Below are 18,902 nucleotides of genomic sequence, written 5' to 3'. Positions count from 1 at the left end.
CCGTAAAGTGAGAACGTCCGATGATCCCGCGTTATTCCCGGCCAGAAATGGTCGCCATCTGGTCTCCCGAAACCAAGTTCCGCATCTGGTTCGAGATCGAGGCCCATGCCTGTGATGCCCTGGCCGAACTCGGCGTCATCCCCAAGGAATCCGCCAGGACCATCTGGGAAAAGGGGCGCGCTGCCAAGTTCGACGTCGACCGGATCGACGAGATCGAAGCCGTAACCAAACATGACGTGATTGCCTTCTTGACCCATCTCGCCGAATTCATCGGCCCGGATAGTCGCTTCGTCCACCAGGGCATGACCTCGTCTGACGTGCTCGACACCACGCTCAACATCCAGTTGGTGCGCGCCGCCGACCTGCTGCTCGCCGATATGGACCGCGTGCTGGCGGCCCTGAAGACCCGCGCCTTCGAGCACAAGGACACGGTCCGCATCGGCCGCAGCCACGGCATCCATGCCGAGCCGACGACGATGGGTCTGACGTTTGCCCGCTTCTACGCCGAGATGAGCCGCAACCGCGCCCGTCTCGTCAACGCCCGCGCCGAGATCGCCACCGGCGCCATCTCGGGGGCCGTCGGAACGTTCGCCAACATCGACCCAAGCGTCGAGGAGCATGTCTGCGAAAAGCTCGGCCTGATGCCGGAGCCGGTTTCGACCCAGGTCATTCCGCGCGACCGTCACGCCATGTTCTTCGCCACGCTCGGCGTCATCGCCTCGTCGATCGAAAACGTCGCGATCGAGATCCGCCACATGCAGCGCACCGAGGTTCTGGAAGCGGAGGAATTCTTCTCGCCCGGCCAGAAGGGTTCGTCGGCCATGCCGCACAAGCGCAACCCGGTGCTGACCGAGAACCTGACGGGTCTCGCCCGCCTGGTGCGTATGTCGGTCGTGCCGGCCATGGAGAACGTGGCCCTGTGGCATGAGCGCGACATCAGCCATTCGAGCGTCGAGCGCGCCATCGGCCCGGACACCACGATCACGCTGGATTTCGCCTTGAACCGCCTAGCCGGCGTTATCGAAAAGCTGGTGATCTACCCCGAAAACATGCTGAAGAACATGAACAAGTTCAAGGGGCTGGTGATGAGCCAGCGCGTTCTCCTGGCCCTCACCCAGGCCGGCGTCAGCCGCGAGGACAGCTATCGCCTCGTGCAGCGCAACGCCATGAGGGTCTGGGAGCAGGGTGCCGATTTCCTCGAGGAACTGCTCGCCGACAAGGAAGTGCGCGCCGCCCTCTCGGAGGAAGAGATCCGCGAGAAGTTCGACCTCGGCTACCACACAAAGCACGTCGACACGATCTTCAAGCGGGTCTTCGGCTGATATTCGGCCCTGGCGGCGGGTCCTGACCCGCCGGTCACCAATCTTGTCGCGTCCACGTCTTCGCGGTGCCAGCCCGCAGCGACGCTCAGATGCCGAAGGCTGCCGGCGCCTCGCGTCTTCTGCGACCGCCTGCCGACCGTATCGAGCCCTGAGACAAATTCGCGCCGCCGGATGGCCACACCCTTGACGCAACACGCGCCCGACCGCAGATAAGGCGACATGAAAGCATCCGACGCCGATATCCTCATCATCCCGGGTTATACCAATTCCGGCCCCGAGCACTGGCAGACGCGCTGGCAGTCAAGGCTGTCGACCGCGCGCCGCGTCGAGCAGGCGGAATGGTCGAAGCCCGTGCGCGAAGACTGGGTCGCCCGCCTCGTCGAAGAGGTGAATGCTTCTTCGCGTCCAGTGGTGCTCGTCGCCCATTCGCTCGGCGTCCCCACCGCCATCCACGCCGTGCCCCACATCGCCGGCAAGGTCGCCGGCGCGTTTCTCGTGGCGCCGCCGGACGTCGCCAATCCGGCAATCCGGCCCAGGCACCTGATGACTTTCGGGCCGTACCCGCGCGAACCGCTGCCCTTTCCGTCGATCACCGTCGCCAGCCGCAACGATCCCTTCGGCACATACGAGCACGCCGACGACATCGCCAATGCCTGGGGTTCCCTTCTGGTGGATGCGGGTGAATCCGGCCATATCAATGCCGATTCGGGCCACGGTCCCTGGCCCGAGGGCACGATGGTCTTTGCCCAGTTCCTGGGCCGGCTCTAAGCCGAGGCCCCACCGAACCGATAACGATCGACGGCGGGCCGGTCTCTCATCCAGCGCCTGGATTGCCCTTGCCACGCCCATCAAGCAGACTTGGCGCCGAAGGGCGCCAAGGAATTTCCTTCGACGTTCGCGGCGATTACTCGGCCTGAACCTGTGCAACCGCTACGGCTAGGAGTTCCTGCATCTTGGCACGGACCTCTTCGTCGCTGACGGCCACGCCGCCGGACTTCAGGTCGCCGCTGACCTTGCGAAAAACGTCCTCGTCGCCGGCTTCCTCGAAATCGGATGCGACAACCTCCTTGGCATAGGCATCAAGGTCGGCCTTGCCGAGCAGGCCGCCAGCCCAGAGGCCGAGCAGCTTGTTGCGCCTTGCCTCTGCCTTGAAACGAAGCTCCTGATCGTGTGCGAACTTGTTTTCAAAGGCCTTTTCGCGATCACTCATGCCGCTCATCTGCATCTCCCAAAATATGCCGCCACCATGCGGCTTTCTACCACCCATAAAACAAAAGGTGGTCCAAAGTGCAATGCAAACTTGGTCGAATCACCAAGCGCGAATACGCTTTGGACAATTTCCCAGCGGGCGACAACTGTTGCATTGTGAAAACCCGTCTTTTCCGCTATGGGACCGCTTCAACACTCCACTCGCGTCCCGTGCGAGACGCCAACAACAGAGAAAAACCAGCCATGAACCGTCGCCGCCGTGTTTACGAAGGCAAGGCCAAGATCCTGTACGAGGGTCCGGAGCCCGGCACGCTGATCCAGTTCTTCAAGGACGATGCAACCGCTTTCAACAAGAAAAAGCACGAAGTCATCGACGGAAAGGGCGTTCTCAACAACCGCATTTCCGAATATCTCTTCACGCACCTGAACAAGATCGGCATCCCGACCCACTTCATCCGCCGCATGAACATGCGCGAGCAGTTGATCAAGGAAGTCGAGATGATCCCGCTCGAGATCGTCGTGCGCAATGTCGCCGCCGGCTCATTGGCCAAGCGCCTCGGCATTGAGGAAGGCATCGTCCTGCCGCGCTCGATCATCGAATTCTACTATAAATCGGATGCACTGGCCGACCCGATGGTGTCGGAAGAGCACATCACCGCCTTCGGCTGGGCCAATCCGGCCGAGCTCGACGACATCATGGCGCTCGCCATCCGCGTCAACGACTTCCTCTCCGGCCTGTTCCTCGGCATTGGCATCCAGCTCGTCGACTTCAAGATCGAATGCGGCCGCCTTTACGAGGGTGATATGATGCGGATCATCCTTGCCGACGAGATCTCGCCCGACAGCTGCCGGCTGTGGGACGTCGAGACACACAAAAAGCTCGACAAGGACCGCTTCCGCGAGGATCTCGGCGGCCTGCTCGAAGCCTATCAGGAAGTGGCCAAGCGCCTCGGCATCATCAATGAAAACGAGCCACTGCGCGGCACCGGCCCGGTGCTGGTGAAGTAGAAAAGCTCAGGGAGACCAAAAGAGTGATCAAGGCACGCGTGACCGTAACCCTCAAGAACGGCGTTCTCGATCCCCAGGGCAAGGCGATCGAAGGCGCGCTCGGCGCACTCGGTTTTTCAGGCGTCGGCCATGTCCGCCAGGGCAAGGTCTTCGATCTCGAGCTCGAAGGCTCGGACAAGACGAAGGCCGAAGCTGACCTGAAAGCCATGTGCGAAAAGCTCCTCGCCAATACCGTGATCGAGAACTATACTATCGCCATCGCCTGAAGGATGAGGAGCGGTGGGATGGCCGACCAGACACAGGAACTGATGTTTGAGATCCTGCGCAAACTGCAAGCCGACATCACGACGATCAAGGATGGTCAGCGCGATACGCGTCAGGACATTGCCTCGCTTCGTAACTACATGCATCTTCTACAAGGCGATTTCAACAATATGCGCGGAACGATGACGCAGGTTCTCGACCGCCTCGATCGCATCGAAAATCGCCTGGAGCTGCGGGAGCTCCAGGAAGCACAAGCAAGGTTTGAGCCCCACCCATGAAATCCGCCGTTCTGCAACTTCCTGGCCTCAACCGCGACCGCGACATGATCGCCGCGCTGACGAAGATCTCGGGCCATGCACCGGTCACCATCTGGCAGACCGAGACGAGCCTTCCGGATGTCGACCTGATCGTCATTCCGGGCGGCTTCTCCTACGGCGACTACCTGCGTTGCGGGGCGATTGCCGCCAGGATGCCGGTCATGCAGGCCGTCAAGGCCGCCGCCGAACGCGGTGTCAAGGTGCTCGGCGTCTGCAACGGCTTCCAGATCCTGCTTGAGGCGGGCCTCCTGCCCGGCGCCCTGATGCGCAACGCCTCGCTGAAATTCGTCTGCAAGGAAATCAAGCTCGAGGTCGTCAACGCCGAGACCGATTTCACCCGCGCCTATGCCAAGGGCCAGATCATCCGTTGCCCGGTTGCGCATCACGACGGCAATTATTTCGCCGACGCCGAGACGCTGAACGCGATCGAGGGCAATGGCCAGGTGGTCTTCCGCTATGCAGACGGAACCAATCCGAACGGCTCGATCAACGATATCGCCGGCGTCATCAACGAAAAGGGCAACGTCCTTGGTATGATGCCGCATCCGGAAAACCTGATCGAAGCGGCCCACGGCGGCAATGACGGGCGCGGCCTGTTCGCCTCCGCCCTCGACGTAATCGCCGCTTAACCAGACCGATGATAGAAGGCTGGGCTAACAACCGGAAAGCACCCCGCATGCGCCCTGCCCTCAGCCTTCTCGTTCTGCTTTCGGTCGCCGCCCTCACCGCCTGCCAATCCAAGCCCAGCCCGTCGCCCACGCAAGGGCAGTCGGCCCTCGACATCATGGAACGGGTCGCCGTCGGCGCCAATAATTGCTGGATGAAGTCCGGCGATCCGGCCTTTAAGGCCTATTCCATGGCGCCCGAACTCAATTCCTTCTCCGGCAAGCCCCGCATCCTTCTTGTGCGCAAGGGTTCGAGAGACATCCGCCCGCTGCTCGTCGTCCAGGCCGAAGGCAGACCGCCACGGCTCGACGCATTCGGCCCGATGATGAGCGAGCCGGTCGCGGCTCGCATTGCCGCCGATGTCCGTCGTTGGTCGGGCGGCGCCAAGGGCTGCTGACAGCAGACGGGTGCGACGAAAATCTCAGCGTCAAATGACATGATCGCCATCGCGCTTCACGATTGCGTGTGCTAGCGTCTGCCACGATCTCACCTGATTCCGAGCCAGTTCACATGATCTCGAGCAAGTCGACCCGCCTGAGCCAGGCACTTGTCCTGGCAGCTTTCTCTTGCTGCGCCGTTTTCCCCTCTGGGGCGAGCGCCGCGGACTGGTCTGTCAAGGAAGTGCGAGCCGGCGTGACCGGGTCGATCCAGGCACGCAGCACCTTCGAGCCGGGCTTCTTTCCAACGGTCGCGCTCTATTTCGATCCGCTCGAATCGGCAAGCGCCGCATCCTGGCAGGACACATTCCTGCGGCCGCGTCTTCACGCCGGCGTGTCGATCAGCAGCGCGGGTGCGGCCAGCCAGATTTTCGCCGGCCTCAACTGGACCGTCAACGTGACCGATCGCTTCTATCTCGACCTCGGCTTCGGCGGCACTGTCCACAATGGCGACAACAAGGACGATGGAACCGACGGTCCGAAACTCGGGTGCACCCTTTTGTTCCGGGAATATGCAGCGGCCGGCTTCCGCCTGACCGACACGCTGGACATCGTCGCATCGATCGACCATTCGTCCAATGCCGACCTTTGCGCACCGAACGACGGTATCAGCCACGCCGGCCTTTCACTCGCCTACAAGTTCTGACGCTACCCACCCGCCGAACAGCGTAGATACCGCGTGCCACCGCAAGCCGCGATCACCTTCGCTCACCCCTTCTGGGCTTCGGCCACTCCCGTCACAACATCAAGAGCCGCGATTTCTGGACCTCCCGCTCGGCGTCCACACGGGTCAGGCCGATGTCCCGAAGTTGGTCGTCGCTGAGTTCATGCAGCGCCAGGCGCCCCGCCCGCTTCATCTGCCAATGGCACAGCCCCTGCCATAGTATCGCAAAGAACGTCTTCCGGCGTGTCGGCGGGAACAACATGTCACCGGAAGAGCGAAACAGCGTCTCGCGGACATAGCCGTCCGGATAAATTGTATCGATTGATCTCATGTAGCGCACCGCGTCGGTCATATTGAACCTCATATCTACGACACATATCGATGCAATCGCTCTACATTGACCAAATTCGCGAGGCAATGTACTGCATTGTCATGATGACAAATTGGCTTCCCGACCTTCAGCAAGGCAAAGGCCCGATCTATGTGCGGCTTGCCGACCAGATTGAGACGGCGATTGCCGGTGGCACCCTGCCCGCCGGCGCGAAGCTGCCGCCGCAGCGCAATCTCGCCTATGACCTCGGCATCACCATTGGCACGGTGAGCCGCGCTTACGGGCTGGTCCATGAGCGGGGGCTGGTCAATGGAGAAGTCGGACGCGGTACCTTTGTGCGCGACACGCACGATGCGCCGCCCGAGGCCAATCTCGATCCGGTGAGCGCCGCCCTCGCCGGCACCCGGGCCATCACGCCGCCGCCGGGCAAGATCCGCTTTGACAGCACTGCCGCCCCGGCGGTGGGCCAGGACACCTTTCTGCAGAGCCATATCGCGGCCATCCTGCGCGATCATCCGGCCGATATCGGCAGTTATACGCGCAGCTTTCCGGACCACTGGTTCGCCGCCGGCTCTCGCTGGCTAAGCAAGGGCGGCTGGGTGCCTGAGCCGCGCAACATCGTTCCGACGCTTGGCGCCCATGCCGGCATCATGGCGGTCATCACCGCCGTGACGTCGCCAGGCGACAAGGTCGTGTTCGAGCACCTGACCTATTCCCAGGTCAGCCGCGCCGCCGGGCTTGCCGGACGACGGACCATCCTCGTCGAGAGCGATGCCGAGGGCGTCCTGCCGGAGGACTTCGAACGCGTCTGCGCCCAGCAGCATCCGAAGGTCGCCTTCCTCATGTCGTCGGCGCAGAATCCGACACTGGCAACCATGCCGCTCGAGCGCCGCCAGGCGATCGTCGACATCGCCCGCCGGCACAATGTCTGGCTGATCGAGGACGACCTCTATGGCGCCATGTCGCCGGAGCCCTTGCCGCCGCTTGCCGAACTCGGCCCGGAGCGCACCTTCCTGGTGGGAGGCTTGTCGAAATCGGTCGCGGCGGGCGTGCGGGGCGGATGGGTCGCCTGCCCGCCGCACTTTGCCCAGCGCGTGCGCATCGCCCACAAGATGATGACGGGCGGCATACCCTTCCTACTCGCCGAACTCTGTGCCCGGTTGGTCCTCTCCGGTGACGCGGCGCGCATCCGCACGCTCTGCGCCGAAGAGATCGCCGCGCGAGAGGCGCTGGCGTGCGAATACCTCTCCGGCTTCGACTTCGTCTCGCATCCGGCCGTGCCCTTCCTCTGGCTGGCCCTGCCCGATCCGTGGCTCTCGGGCACCTTCAAGAATGCCGCGCTGACCGAGGGCGTGCTGATCGACGACGAAGACGAGTTCAAGGCCGGCCGCTCGGAGAAGGTCCTGCATCGTGCCCGCATCAGCTTCTCATCGCCGCAGCACCGTGATGAGATACGCGCCGGCTTTGCCATTCTGCGACGCCTTCTGGAGAATGGCGGCGCCGGCTACGACAGCATTGCCTGACCGATGAGGCACACGACTAGCGCCGCCTCGTACCAAGGTTTGCCCCCAGCCTGTTGCTACCGGCATTTTTCCTGTCGCACCATTGCGATACATGCGCTAAAGAAGCGCCCAAACCCCGACTTGCGGCAGGCACATCAGGACCAGCGATGACGATCCCCAACACGATCCAGATCACCCCCGAACTCATAGCCTCCCACGGCCTGAAGCCTGACGAATACGAGCGGATCCTCGACCTGATCGGCCGCGAGCCGACCTTCACCGAACTCGGCATCTTCTCGGCCATGTGGAACGAGCACTGCTCCTACAAGTCCTCGAAGAAATGGCTGAAGACGCTGCCGACCACGGGAGCGCGCGTCATTCAGGGTCCCGGCGAGAACGCTGGCGTGGTCGACATCGACGACGGCGAGTGCGTCGTCTTCAAGATGGAGAGCCACAACCACCCGTCCTATATCGAACCCTATCAGGGCGCCGCGACCGGCGTCGGCGGCATCCTGCGCGACGTCTTCACCATGGGCGCCCGTCCGATCGCGGCGATGAACGCGCTGCGCTTCGGTTCCCCCGACCATCCGAAGACCCGCCATCTGGTTTCCGGCGTCGTTGCCGGCGTCGGGGGCTACGGCAATTCCTTCGGCGTCCCGACCGTCGGCGGCGAGGTCGAGTTCGACCCCCGCTACAATGGCAACATCCTCGTCAACGCCTTTGCCGCGGGTCTTGCCAAGTCGAACGCCATCTTCCTGTCCGAAGCCAAGGGTGTGGGCCTCCCGGTCGTCTATCTCGGCGCCAAGACCGGCCGCGACGGCGTCGGCGGCGCGACCATGGCATCGGCCGAATTCGACGAGCAGATCGAGGAAAAGCGCCCGACCGTGCAGGTCGGCGACCCCTTCACCGAGAAGTGCCTGCTGGAAGCCTGCCTCGAACTGATGCAGACCGGCGCCGTCATCGCCATCCAGGACATGGGCGCCGCCGGCCTCACCTGCTCGGCCGTCGAAATGGGCGCCAAGGGCGACCTCGGCATCGAACTCGACCTCGACAAGGTGCCGGTGCGCGAAGAGCGCATGACGGCCTATGAAATGATGCTGTCGGAAAGCCAGGAGCGCATGCTCATGGTGCTCGAGCCCTCCAAGGAAGAGGTCGCCAAGGCGATCTTCGTCAAGTGGGGCCTGGATTTCGCCATCGTCGGCCACACCACCGACGACCTGCGCTTCCGCATCCTTCACCAGGGCGAGGAAGTCGCCAACCTGCCGATCAAGGATCTCGGCGACCAGGCACCGGAATACGACCGTCCCTGGGTCGAGCCGAAGACCCCGGCGCCGCTGGCCGAAAACGACGTACCGCAGGCCGACGTGGCTGATGCGCTCATCAAGCTGGTCGGCTCGCCGAACAATTCCTCGCGCCGCTGGGTCTATGAACAATACGACACGTTGATCCAGGGCAATTCGCTGCAACTGCCGGGCGGCGATGCCGGCGTGGTGCGCGTCGACACCCATCCGACGAAGGCGCTGGCCTTCTCCTCCGACGTGACCCCGCGCTATGTCGAGGCCGATCCGTTCGAAGGCGGCAAGCAGGCGGTTGCCGAGTGCTGGCGCAACATCACCGCGACCGGCGCCCTGCCGCTGGCGGCCACCGACAACCTCAACTTCGGCAATCCGGAGAAGCCGGAAATCATGGGCCAGCTCGTCTTTGCCATCAAGGGCATCGGCGAGGCCTGCAAGGCGCTCGACTTCCCGATCGTCTCGGGCAATGTCTCGCTCTACAACGAGACCAACGGCCAGGCCATCCTGCCGACCCCGACGATTGCCGGCGTCGGTCTCCTGAAGGACTGGGCCAAGATGGCGCGCATCCGCTTTGCCGCCCAGGGCGAGGCCATCCTGCTCGCCGGCGCGCCGTCCGGCTGGGGCACGCATCTCGGCCAGTCGGTCTATCTGCGCGACATCCACGGCCGCACCGACGGCCCGGCGCCGCATGTCGACCTGGCGCATGAGAAGAAGGTCGGCGACTACGTCCGAGGTCTGATCGAGGACGGTCTGGCAACGGCGGTTCATGACTGCTCGTCGGGCGGCCTGGCGCTTGCCGTCGCCGAAATGGCGATGGCCTCGGGCATCGGCGCCACCGTCAACGCGCTTGACGACGCCGATCCGATCGCGGTCTTCTACGGCGAGGACCAGGGTCGCTATGTGCTGACGGTCACCCAGGACAATGTCGATGCGGTTCAGATGCGCGCCGAAGCAGCGGGCGTCTTCTGCCCGTGGATCGGCCGCACCGGCGGTAACAATGTCGTGCTGGGCGACGCCCGTCCGGTCGCAATTGAGGAATTGCGCTCGGCGCATGAATTATGGTTCCCTCGCTACATGGAAGGCAGCATCGCCTGAGGCGGTGCGGCGACAATTGCAGGAGAACTGACCATGGCCATGAAACCCGGCGACATCGAAGACCTCATCAAGGCCGGCATCCCCGGCGCGAAGGTTGTGATCCGTGACCTGGCAGGCGACGGCGATCACTACGCCGCAGAGGTCGTGGCGGAAGCGTTTCGCGGCAAGTCGCGGGTCCAGCAGCACCAGATGGTCTACGACGCCTTGAAGGGCAATATGGGCGGCGTGCTGCACGCCTTGGCCCTCCAGACCTCCATACCGGAATAGGCGTCGGGGAAGCGGCAGATGGCTGATCTCGTCAGGGAAGTGATCGACAAAGTCGTCCAGGGTGTGCTCAAGGAAATCTTGAAGAAGACCACCGGACGAGGAACGACGCGTCGCCGCAAGCGGCAGACCCGCTCGGCCACCACCGGACGTTTCGTCAAGAAAACGAACAACACCCGCAAGCCGGCCAAGAAGCAGGTGAGCCGCCGTCGCACGGCGGCCGGTCGCAGCCCTCAGCGCAGCCGCTGACGGGCGGCAAGGCAGTCATGCATCTTTGCGCTCTGGCAAAGACGGCGACGGCTTGCTATCTAGAATGCAGGATTGAGACAGCGGCCCTTGAAACCGCATGTGAAAGGATATGCCATGAGCGCCCAGGATTTTATCGCCAACGAAGTGAAGACCAATGACGTGGTTCTGTTCATGAAGGGCACGCCGCAGTTCCCGCAATGTGGTTTCTCCGGCCAGGTCATCCAGATCCTCGATTACGTGGGCGTCGACTACAAGGGCATCAACGTGCTCGCCGACGACGAGATCCGCCAGGGCATCAAGGACTATTCCAACTGGCCGACCATTCCCCAGCTCTACGTCAAGGGCGAGTTCGTCGGCGGTTGCGATATCATCCGCGAGATGTTCCAGGCCGGCGAACTGCAGAAACACTTCCAGGACCAGGGTATCGCCGTTCGCGGCGCCGCCTGACCCGTCACCCGCTTTTCGCGGGTTTCGTCATTCAATCATCTTTTTCAAGGCGTTGCCCCAAGCAACGCCTTATCTCTGTTTTGGATTTTGCGCTATGACTACAACGTTACAGCCGGCGCCCGCCAATTTGCGCGGAATGGGCCGGGTCGAATTCATCGCCATGATGGCTTTCCTGATGTCGCTCAACGCGCTCGCCATCGACATCATGCTTCCCGGTCTGCAACAGATCGGCAGCGCACTCAACGTCGAGAACGAGAACCACCGCCAATATGTGATCTCGGCCTATCTGATCGGCTTCGGCATTGCCCAGTTGTTCTATGGGCCGATCGCCGATCGCTTCGGCCGGCGTCGCCCCATGCTGTTCGGCCTCGCCATCTATATCGTATCGTCACTCGCCGTGGTCCTTGTCCCGTCCTTCGGCGCCCTGCTCGCCCTGCGCTTCATCCAGGGCATCGGCTCGGCCGCGACCCGCGTCATCACCATCTCGATCGTCCGTGACGTCTATGGCGGACGACAGATGGCCGAGGTCATGTCGCTGATCATGATGGTTTTCATGGTCATCCCGGTGATCGCACCGGGCACCGGCCAGGTGATCATGTTCATGGGCCACTGGCACTGGATTTTCGTGTTCATGGCGGTGTCGGCCTTGGTCGTCGGTTTGTGGATGTATGTCCGCCTGCCGGAAACACTGACGGCCCAGGACGTCCGGCCGTTCACCGTCAAGTCGATCTACCAGGGCTTCCGCATCGTGCTCACGAACCGCATAGCACTCTGCTACACGATCGCCAGCACCTTCATCTTCGGCGCCCTGTTCGGCTTCATCAACTCGGCCCAGCAGGTCTATGTCGGCATCTACGATCTGGGCGTGTGGTTTGCCGCCGCTTTTGCCGGTGTGGCCCTGTTCATGGCGCTGTCGTCCTTCGTCAACGCACGCCTGGTTGGACGCATCGGCATGCGGCGCCTGTCGCATGCCTCGCTCATTGGCTTCATCGCCATCAACTTCGTCTGGCTGGTGGCGCAGGTGCTGGGGCCACAGCCGATGCCCTTCCCACTGTTCATGGTATTCTTCTCGCTCGCCATGTTCCAGTTCGGCTGGATCGGCTCCAACTTCAACTCGCTCGCCATGGAACCGCTCGGCCATGTCGCGGGAACGGCATCCTCTGTCCTCGGCTTCATGGGCACCGTCGGCGGCTCGCTGATCGGCGCGGCCATCGGCCAGGCCTATGACGGAACGGCACTGCCGATGGTCGCCGGCTACTTCATCGTCTCGGTGATCGGTCTGGTCTTCGTCCTGATCGGCGAGCGCGGCGTGCTGTTCCGCCAGCAGAACAAGCCCGTCTGACGACCAGACCCCGCCCCCCGTCCGAACGAAGCCGGACGGGGCCCGGCGATCGTCGAATATCTCCGGCCCCCCGATGGCATCCGCGCCCTATCCGGTTGCCCTTGCGTGCCTACGCTCCTGCGTAGGGATGCATATGCTTATCGACATTTACAGATATGCAAGATGATTCGTGCAACATCGATCGTGCGTGCTGCATCCTTCGCCATTTGCGGAGGTCATCCCCTTGTCGGAGCCATTTATGCTGAAACTCAAGATTAGCACCAAGTTCAATTCTCTCCTCTTCGGCGGCGCGCTCATCTCAGCCGTCGCCGTCGCCGGAACGGTCGCCACGCTCAGCACCCAGTTTGTCGCCCAGGCGATGCAGGACAAGCTGGCAAGCGTCGAGCTGCAGTTTCAATCCGAACTAACGGCGTCCCAGCGCGCGGCCACCATGCTTGCCCTGCTCACCGCGGAGCAACAGAGCGTGAAGCAGGCCATGGCGGCAGGCGACCGCGACGGCCTTGCCCGTGAGTTCGGCGGCGCCTTCAAGTCGCTCAAGGAAACCTATGACGTCCGTCAGTTCCAGTTCCACCTGCCACCGGCAATCGCCTTCCTGCGCGTCCACAAGCCGGAACAGTTCGGCGACGATTTGTCGAGCTTCCGCCAGACCGTCGTCCAGGTGAATAGCGAAAAGAAACTGCTGAGCGGTCTGGAAGGTGGCGAGGCCGGCATCGGCATTCGCGGTCTGGCGCCGATCGCGCTCGACGGAAATCATGTCGGCTCGGTCGAATTCGGGCTGAGCCTGCACAGCGGCTTCGTCGACAAATTCACCAGGAGCAGCGGCCATCCGGCAGCCATATTCGCGGTCGGCAAGAGCGGGCTCGAACAGATCGGATCCACCCTGCCGAACGGCATGGATGCGGCGAAGGTCTTCGATCTTGGCACATTGCTCGGCAAGCGGACGGCATTCGACATCATGCCGGAGACCGCCGGTGCCTTTGCCGCACTCGCCTTTCCGGTTCAGGATTTCTCCAACAACACGATCGGCCTTGCAGTCATCGCGGTTGACCGCGCACAATACAATGCCATCGCCGCGACCGGTCTATGGGCCGCAGCCGGCGTCTTTGCCCTGATGCTCCTGATCGCTGCAGCCATCGCCCTGATCAGCAAGCCGATGGTCTATCGCCCGCTGGCACGGATGACCGACTATATGGGCCTTTTGGCACGCGGCGACCTGAAGACCGAAGTCCCCTATGTCGGTCGTGCCGATGAGCTCGGCTCCATGGCAAACGCGGTCGACATCTTCCGCAAATCGGCCCTGCGCAACATCGATCTCGAGAACGAGGCTACGGAAAATCGCACTGCCAGCGAACAGGAACGCACCCGCACCGAGATCGAAAAAGCCGAGCAGGCACGCCGGCTGCAGGTCGCCGTGGATGGCTTGGCCCAAGGGCTCGACCGTCTCGCCAAGGGCGATCTCTCCTTCCGCATCGAAGTTCCCTTCTCCGGTTCGCTCGAAACACTGCGGCAGGACTTCAACCGCTCGATGGAAACGCTCGCCGGCGCCCTCGGGACGATTGCCGACAGTTCCGGCAACATCCGCCAGGGCACGTCCGAGATCCGTGGCTCGACCGACGATCTGTCGCGCCGCACCGAGCAGCAGGCAGCCTCGCTCGAGGAAACCGCAGCCGCCCTCGACCAGATCACCACAACAGTCAAGGCTGCCCATCGGCGTGCGGAAGAGATCGGCCGCATGGTGGGCGAGGCAACCAGCGTGGCAGGAAGCTCGGAACTGATTGTCGAGGAAGCAGTAACGGCCATGGGCGAGATCGAATCCTCATCGAACCAAGTGAACCAGATTATCGGGGTGATCAACGACATCGCCTTCCAGACCAACCTCTTGGCGCTGAACGCCGGCGTAGAGGCTGCCCGTGCGGGCGAGGCCGGAAAGGGCTTTGCCGTCGTTGCCCAGGAGGTCCGCGAACTCGCTCAGCGCTCGGCCAGTGCAGCCAAGGAGATCAAGACCTTGCTGGAACGATCCGAAGCGCATGTCCAGTCGGGCGTGACCCTTGTCACCCGTACCGGCGAGGCCCTGAAGAAGATCGGCCAGCAAGTTGCGACGATCAACGAAAATGTGCGTGCCATGGTCACTTCGTCGCAGGAACAGTCCGCGGGATTGCAGGAGATCAATACCGCCGTCAACCAGATGGACCAGGTCACCCAGCAGAATGCCGCCATGGTCGAGGAAACGACGGCCGCCGTCCATTCCGTCTTCAGCGAGACCGAAACGCTGAACGAAGCCCTGTGTCGCTTCCGCCTAGACGGCCAGCAGGGCTCAGGCAACGTTACCTACAGAGCAGCCTGACGGTCTCACTCTGTCATACGAAACCCGCGCGGCTCGCACCGCGCGGGTTTGCCATGGCCGTTTTCCGTCTCAGACGGTAAACACCTTGTCGCGCAGTTCCTGCCAACTCTCGCGGTCCGGCGCGATCAGCAGCCCGCCGTCGAAATTGTGCGGCAGGTAGGGCGAGCCGTCGAGACGGGCGACATGGGCGCCGGCTTCTTGCGAGATCAGCGTGCCGGCCAGGTGATCCCAGGGCATCAGCTTCTTGTACATGAGGAAATGCAGGTGGCCGGCAGCAAAGGTGCGGTATTCATGCGCCGAGCAGCGGTAGCTGGTGAAGAGACGGACCTCGGCCAGGTTGGTGAGGATCTGCCGCTTGGCCGCGGTCTCCATGTAGGTGAGCGCAGCAATGCCGACCATCTGGTCGAGCGGCACGGCAGGAGCGACTGCCATCTGTACCTGAGAACCGTCGGCGCTGCACATCCACGCGCCAGACCCCTTTTCGGCGATCAGCCAGTCATTGCCCATCGGATCGTAGATGATGCCGGCGACCGTCTCGCCCTTGGCAACGACGCTCAGCATGACGCCGAACAGCGGCAGGCCGGCGGCATAGTTGAACGTACCGTCGATCGGATCGACGATGACGGCGAGGTCAGCGGCGGCGAGCTTGTCGAGCAGCGCCGGGTCGGCTGCGACCGCCTCCTCGCCGATGAAAACGGCGTCGGGCAAAGCTTCGGCAACGCGCTGGCGGATCAGTTCTTCCGCAGCCTCGTCAGCCTCGGTGACGAGGTCGATGGCGTCGCTCTTCATCCGGACGTCGCCGTCGCCGAGCTTGCGGAAGCGCGGCAGGATTTCCATCGCCGCCGCCTCCTGGAGCGCGTTGGCGAGCGCCGCGATGTCGAGTTCAGCCATGGTCAGACGTCCTTTGTCGCAAGGGAGGAAAAGTCGAAGAGTTTTGGATCGAGCAGATGCGAGGCGTCGACATGGCCAAGCGCCCGCAACATGGCAGCCTTGCGGCCCGGCATCTTCGCCTCGATGCCCGCCAGCATCTCCTTCATCGCATTGCGCTGCAAGCCATCCTGGGAGCCGCAGAGATCGCACGGGATGATCGGAAACGCCATGGCAGCAGCAAAGCGCTCAAGGTCGTCCTCGGCGGCATAGGCGAGCGGACGCAGCAACATCAGGTCGCCCTCGTCGTTCAAAAGCTTGGCCGGCATGGCCGAGAGCCGCCCGCCGTGGAAGAAGTTCATGAAGAAGGTCTCGAGGATATCCTCGCGATGATGACCGAGCACGAGGGCATCGCAGCCCTCCTCGCGCGCCACCCGATAGAGATTGCCGCGGCGAAGACGCGAGCAGAGCGAGCAATAGGTGCCACCGGTCGGCACCTTTTCCTTCACCACCGAATAGGTGTCGCGATATTCGATGCGATGTTTGACGCCGATCGACGTGAGATAGTCCGGCAGCACGTGCTTGGGGAAATTCGGCTGGCCCTGGTCAAGATTGCAGGCGATGAGTTCCACCGGCAGCAGCCCACGCCATTGCAGGTCGAGCAGGAGCGCCAGCAGGCCATAGGAATCCTTGCCGCCCGAAAGGCCGACCAGCCAGCGCTTCTGGCCCTTGAGCATGTCGAAATCGGTGATCGCCTGGCGCACCTGCCGGATCAGCCGTTTACGCAGTTTGTTGAAGCCGACCGAGCGCGGCGCCTGGCCGAAGACCGGATGCACGCCGTCATCCTCTTGCGCAAGAGGATCGATATCGAGACTCATGCGAGCGCTCCCTTTCCCCTGTCTGCCCTGGCGATCCGCCAGCCGTCGAAGTGTTTCAACGCTTCGAATTCCACCGCCCGCGCCGCCACCAGCCGATCGCGGAATTTCAAGAGATCGTCCGGCATGCCCGGATGGCACATCACAAGGGCACCCTCTGGCGCCTTTGCGGAAAGCGCCGCCATGGCCATAGCGAATGTCCGGGGCGCGTTCCAGTCATAGAATCCGGCCAGCGGTCCCTTCACGGCAAAACCGGCGGCCGTCATCTCGGCCTCAAAGCCGCGCGCCAGAAGTCCGACAATTGCGACCTTGACCTTCACTGCCCACCCCTCGGCAAGCGCCGTCGACGGCGCGCCGCGCAGCCATGGCGTACCGGAAGACACAAGATGGGCTCGGCGCGTGCTTAGCCAATGCCGCACCTGGGGCAGGAAATGCACATGCTGGTGTCCGTCGATGTAATCGGGCATGCGGCCCATCGCCGAGACGAAGGCCTGGAGCTGCGCATCCAGCTCGCCCTCGAGCGATGGCACATCGATGCCATCCGTGTAGCTGGCACGGATCAGTCGGCTAAGCGCCGGCATCCGGCCCGCACCGAACGGTCCGGCTCCGCTCAAGGGCGGAAAATCCGTCAGCGTCAGATGCAAGCCGATGGCGACCTCCTGGCTTTCGGCCATGGCCTTCAGCCGTTCCGCCGCTTCGGGCCATTCGGGAAACAGCGTCATGCATCCGGTTCCGGATAGCTTTCCAGCTGCGATCAGCGTGCGGATGGCATCGTCAACACCCGGCGCCAATGCGTAGTCGTCGGCAACCAGCACGATGGTTTTGCGGCCGTCTGGCTGTCGCGGCGAGGCCGTCATGCCTTGCCATCCGGCGCATGGATCTTACGGACGAGATAGAGCGGCCGATCCTTCACCTCGCTGACGGCCACCCAGACATATTCACCCAGCATGCCGAGCAGCGCCAGATTGAAGCCGCCCAGCACCAGGATCGCCACCATCAGGCTCGGATAGCCGGGCACGTCGATACCGTGGAACATGACCTCGAACAGGATCTTCAGTCCATAGAGCAGACCGGCGACGCCGATCAGCGCGCCAAATCCCGACATGATGCGCAGCGGCAACGCCGAAAACGAGGTGATGCCCTCAAGGGAGAGGGCAATCAACGCCAGCCGCGACCACTTGGTCGAGCCGGCAGTGCGGGCATCCGGCGTGTAATAAATGCCCGCCTGCCGGAAACCCGTCCAGGCATAGAGCCCCTTGTTGAACCGGCGTTTGTCGCGGACCTTCAGCAAGGCATCGGCGACGCTGCGGCGCATAATGCGGAAATCGCCGGCATTTTCCGGAATATTCACACGCTGGCGCAAATTGACCACCCAGTAGAAGAAGCGGCCGGCAATGGCCTTCTTCAGCGAATCGTCCTTGCGGTCGTCGCGGATCGAATAGACGACATCCAGCTCCGGATCCGCCATGAGCTTGTCGATCAGCTCAAGGCAGACGGCATAGGGATGCTGCATGTCGGCATCAACCATCAGCACATAGTCGCCCCGGCTTTCCTCGATCCCGGCAAAAAGCGCGACCTCCTTGCCGAAATTGCGGCTGAGCTCGACAATCCGCCAATTGCCGCTGAGGCTTTCACGATAGCGCACAATGCTATCGTCGCTGCTGCCGTCGTCCACGAGGATCACTTCGAGATCAAGGCCATGGCGGGTTTTCACCTCCTCGCCAAGCTCTTGCGTAAAGGCGGCAAATCCAGCGGCGGAATCGCGCTCGTTCAAAAAGGGGGCGACAATAGTCAAGAGGGCCATTCATGCCTCCGCCGGCTGAGGACTGGGATTTGTCAGGCTCTATAATCACCGCGGCGCACAATAGCCAGAGCATTGGCGCAACAGCGGTTCGAATCACCGTGGCCCGCGCTGCATCCACAATACGCCGAGCCGCAAATCGATGACTTACCCGGCCGACCTTTCTGGTTTAGGAGAAGACCGTCGTCATAGGGAGAAAAGGCCACCGCATGTCAGAGGAAAAGCCGCTTGGCACGAAAGTCCTGCGTTTCCTGACCGTCGGCGTCGCCAATACCGCCATCGACTTCGCCATCTTTGCGCTTGGCCTGAAACTTGGCCTGCCGCCGCTCGCGGCCAATGTTCTGGCCTGGGTGGTGGCGGTGACTTTCTCCTATGTGGTCAATGCCAACTGGTCTTTCGATCGGCAGAGACGCCATAGCGAGGCGCTGCCGCGGTTTGTCGCCATGGGCGCCGTCATCTCGCTGCTCGTTTCGTCCTTCGCCGTGGGCTTGCTGACTGATGTCATCGGCCTCTGGCCAGCCAAGATCGGCGGGACGATCGTCGCCGCGATCCTGAACTTCATCGCCGCGCGCTGGTCGATCGAGAACCGTTTCGGCCGCTGAT

22 protein-coding genes are annotated in these 18,902 nt (G+C 62.7%); 16 read left to right on the top strand and 6 right to left on the bottom strand.

What is annotated here, in order from left to right; translation table 11 throughout:
* Nucleotides 1-20 precede the first annotated feature (20 nt).
* A complete protein-coding gene (purB, locus tag ACWPVA_RS05650; RefSeq protein ID WP_454286747.1) occupies nucleotides 21-1,322 on the top strand; it encodes an adenylosuccinate lyase in 1,302 nt (433 codons plus the stop codon).
* Between the two features lie 219 nt (nucleotides 1,323-1,541).
* Nucleotides 1,542-2,090, top strand: coding sequence for an RBBP9/YdeN family alpha/beta hydrolase (locus tag ACWPVA_RS05645; protein ID WP_454286746.1), 549 nt, complete (start codon nucleotides 1,542-1,544; stop codon nucleotides 2,088-2,090).
* A gap of 136 nt (nucleotides 2,091-2,226) precedes the next feature.
* Here ACWPVA_RS05645 and ACWPVA_RS05640 read toward each other — a convergent pair whose 3' ends face one another.
* Entirely contained in the window at nucleotides 2,227-2,541 is a 315-nt protein-coding gene (locus ACWPVA_RS05640; protein WP_454286745.1) for a DUF1476 domain-containing protein, read from the bottom strand.
* Nucleotides 2,542-2,774: 233 nt separating this feature from the next.
* On the opposite strand from ACWPVA_RS05640, the gene purC reads away from it, so the two are divergent.
* The 6 genes from purC to ACWPVA_RS05610 all read left to right on the top strand — a co-directional run bounded on the left by purC (nucleotide 2,775) and on the right by ACWPVA_RS05610 (nucleotide 5,869).
* A complete protein-coding gene (purC, locus tag ACWPVA_RS05635; RefSeq protein ID WP_454286744.1) occupies nucleotides 2,775-3,539 on the top strand; it encodes a phosphoribosylaminoimidazolesuccinocarboxamide synthase in 765 nt (254 codons plus the stop codon).
* 23 nt (nucleotides 3,540-3,562) lie between these two features.
* Complete coding sequence (purS, locus tag ACWPVA_RS05630; protein WP_454286743.1) at nucleotides 3,563-3,805, top strand: phosphoribosylformylglycinamidine synthase subunit PurS; 243 nt, start codon at nucleotides 3,563-3,565, stop codon at nucleotides 3,803-3,805.
* 18 nt (nucleotides 3,806-3,823) lie between these two features.
* Entirely contained in the window at nucleotides 3,824-4,081 is a 258-nt protein-coding gene (locus ACWPVA_RS05625; RefSeq protein ID WP_454286742.1) for a hypothetical protein, read from the top strand.
* Nucleotides 4,078-4,749: a phosphoribosylformylglycinamidine synthase subunit PurQ gene (purQ, locus tag ACWPVA_RS05620; RefSeq protein WP_454286741.1), complete on the top strand. Its 672-nt coding sequence runs from the start codon at nucleotides 4,078-4,080 to the stop codon at nucleotides 4,747-4,749. The genes ACWPVA_RS05625 and purQ overlap by 4 nt, the downstream gene beginning before the upstream one ends.
* A 47-nt stretch (nucleotides 4,750-4,796) precedes the next feature.
* Nucleotides 4,797-5,183 carry a hypothetical protein gene (locus ACWPVA_RS05615; protein ID WP_454286740.1) on the top strand — a complete coding sequence of 129 codons (387 nt, stop codon included), beginning with the start codon at nucleotides 4,797-4,799 and terminating at the stop codon, nucleotides 5,181-5,183.
* Nucleotides 5,184-5,419: 236 nt separating this feature from the next.
* The gene (locus ACWPVA_RS05610) at nucleotides 5,420-5,869 is read left to right on the top strand and encodes an acyloxyacyl hydrolase (RefSeq protein ID WP_454286739.1); all 450 of its coding nucleotides are present in this window, start codon (nucleotides 5,420-5,422) and stop codon (nucleotides 5,867-5,869) included.
* 91 nt (nucleotides 5,870-5,960) lie between these two features.
* Here the strand turns inward: ACWPVA_RS05610 and ACWPVA_RS05605 are convergent, their stop codons facing one another.
* Nucleotides 5,961-6,239, bottom strand: coding sequence for a DUF1127 domain-containing protein (locus tag ACWPVA_RS05605; RefSeq protein ID WP_454286738.1), 279 nt, complete (start codon nucleotides 6,237-6,239; stop codon nucleotides 5,961-5,963).
* Between the two features lie 83 nt (nucleotides 6,240-6,322).
* Here ACWPVA_RS05605 and ACWPVA_RS05600 point away from each other — a divergent pair, with 83 nt between their 5' ends.
* The 7 genes from ACWPVA_RS05600 to ACWPVA_RS05570 all read left to right on the top strand — a co-directional run bounded on the left by ACWPVA_RS05600 (nucleotide 6,323) and on the right by ACWPVA_RS05570 (nucleotide 14,756).
* On the top strand, nucleotides 6,323-7,741 hold the full coding sequence (locus ACWPVA_RS05600; RefSeq protein WP_454289537.1) for an aminotransferase-like domain-containing protein: 1,419 nt from the start codon (nucleotides 6,323-6,325) through the stop codon (nucleotides 7,739-7,741).
* A 146-nt stretch (nucleotides 7,742-7,887) separates the two neighbouring features.
* Nucleotides 7,888-10,110, top strand: a complete 2,223-nt coding sequence (purL, locus tag ACWPVA_RS05595) for a phosphoribosylformylglycinamidine synthase subunit PurL (RefSeq protein WP_454286737.1) — start codon at nucleotides 7,888-7,890, stop codon at nucleotides 10,108-10,110.
* A 33-nt stretch (nucleotides 10,111-10,143) separates the two neighbouring features.
* Nucleotides 10,144-10,377, top strand: a complete 234-nt coding sequence (locus ACWPVA_RS05590) for a BolA/IbaG family iron-sulfur metabolism protein (protein WP_454286736.1) — start codon at nucleotides 10,144-10,146, stop codon at nucleotides 10,375-10,377.
* Nucleotides 10,378-10,395: 18 nt separating this feature from the next.
* Entirely contained in the window at nucleotides 10,396-10,623 is a 228-nt protein-coding gene (locus tag ACWPVA_RS05585) for a hypothetical protein (protein WP_454286735.1), read from the top strand.
* Between the two features lie 114 nt (nucleotides 10,624-10,737).
* Nucleotides 10,738-11,070 carry a Grx4 family monothiol glutaredoxin gene (grxD, locus tag ACWPVA_RS05580; protein WP_454286734.1) on the top strand — a complete coding sequence of 111 codons (333 nt, stop codon included), beginning with the start codon at nucleotides 10,738-10,740 and terminating at the stop codon, nucleotides 11,068-11,070.
* A 136-nt stretch (nucleotides 11,071-11,206) separates the two neighbouring features.
* Nucleotides 11,207-12,412 carry a multidrug effflux MFS transporter gene (locus tag ACWPVA_RS05575; protein ID WP_454289536.1) on the top strand — a complete coding sequence of 402 codons (1,206 nt, stop codon included), beginning with the start codon at nucleotides 11,207-11,209 and terminating at the stop codon, nucleotides 12,410-12,412.
* Nucleotides 12,413-12,650: 238 nt separating this feature from the next.
* Nucleotides 12,651-14,756: a methyl-accepting chemotaxis protein gene (locus tag ACWPVA_RS05570; RefSeq protein ID WP_454286733.1), complete on the top strand. Its 2,106-nt coding sequence runs from the start codon at nucleotides 12,651-12,653 to the stop codon at nucleotides 14,754-14,756.
* A 69-nt stretch (nucleotides 14,757-14,825) separates the two neighbouring features.
* Here ACWPVA_RS05570 and ACWPVA_RS05565 read toward each other — a convergent pair whose 3' ends face one another.
* The 4 genes from ACWPVA_RS05565 to ACWPVA_RS05550 are packed head-to-tail and all read right to left on the bottom strand — an operon-like array spanning nucleotide 14,826 to nucleotide 18,302.
* Nucleotides 14,826-15,647 carry an inositol monophosphatase family protein gene (locus ACWPVA_RS05565; RefSeq protein WP_454286732.1) on the bottom strand — a complete coding sequence of 274 codons (822 nt, stop codon included), beginning with the start codon at nucleotides 15,645-15,647 and terminating at the stop codon, nucleotides 14,826-14,828.
* Between the two features lie 2 nt (nucleotides 15,648-15,649).
* Complete coding sequence (gene ttcA, locus ACWPVA_RS05560; protein ID WP_454286731.1) at nucleotides 15,650-16,501, bottom strand: tRNA 2-thiocytidine(32) synthetase TtcA; 852 nt, start codon at nucleotides 16,499-16,501, stop codon at nucleotides 15,650-15,652.
* The gene (locus ACWPVA_RS05555) at nucleotides 16,498-17,355 is read right to left on the bottom strand and encodes a ChbG/HpnK family deacetylase (protein ID WP_454286730.1); all 858 of its coding nucleotides are present in this window, start codon (nucleotides 17,353-17,355) and stop codon (nucleotides 16,498-16,500) included. The genes ttcA and ACWPVA_RS05555 overlap by 4 nt, the downstream gene beginning before the upstream one ends.
* Nucleotides 17,352-18,302, bottom strand: a complete 951-nt coding sequence (locus ACWPVA_RS05550; protein ID WP_454286729.1) for a glycosyltransferase family 2 protein — start codon at nucleotides 18,300-18,302, stop codon at nucleotides 17,352-17,354. Before ACWPVA_RS05550 ends, ACWPVA_RS05555 begins: the two co-directional genes overlap by 4 nt.
* Nucleotides 18,303-18,508: 206 nt before the next feature.
* On the opposite strand from ACWPVA_RS05550, the gene ACWPVA_RS05545 reads away from it, so the two are divergent.
* Nucleotides 18,509-18,901, top strand: coding sequence for a GtrA family protein (locus ACWPVA_RS05545; protein ID WP_454286728.1), 393 nt, complete (start codon nucleotides 18,509-18,511; stop codon nucleotides 18,899-18,901).
* The last annotated feature ends 1 nt before the right edge of the window (nucleotide 18,902 follow it).

Source organism: Rhizobium arsenicireducens (assembly GCF_964021225.1).
This window is presented reverse-complemented; position numbering and strand designations above follow the sequence as displayed.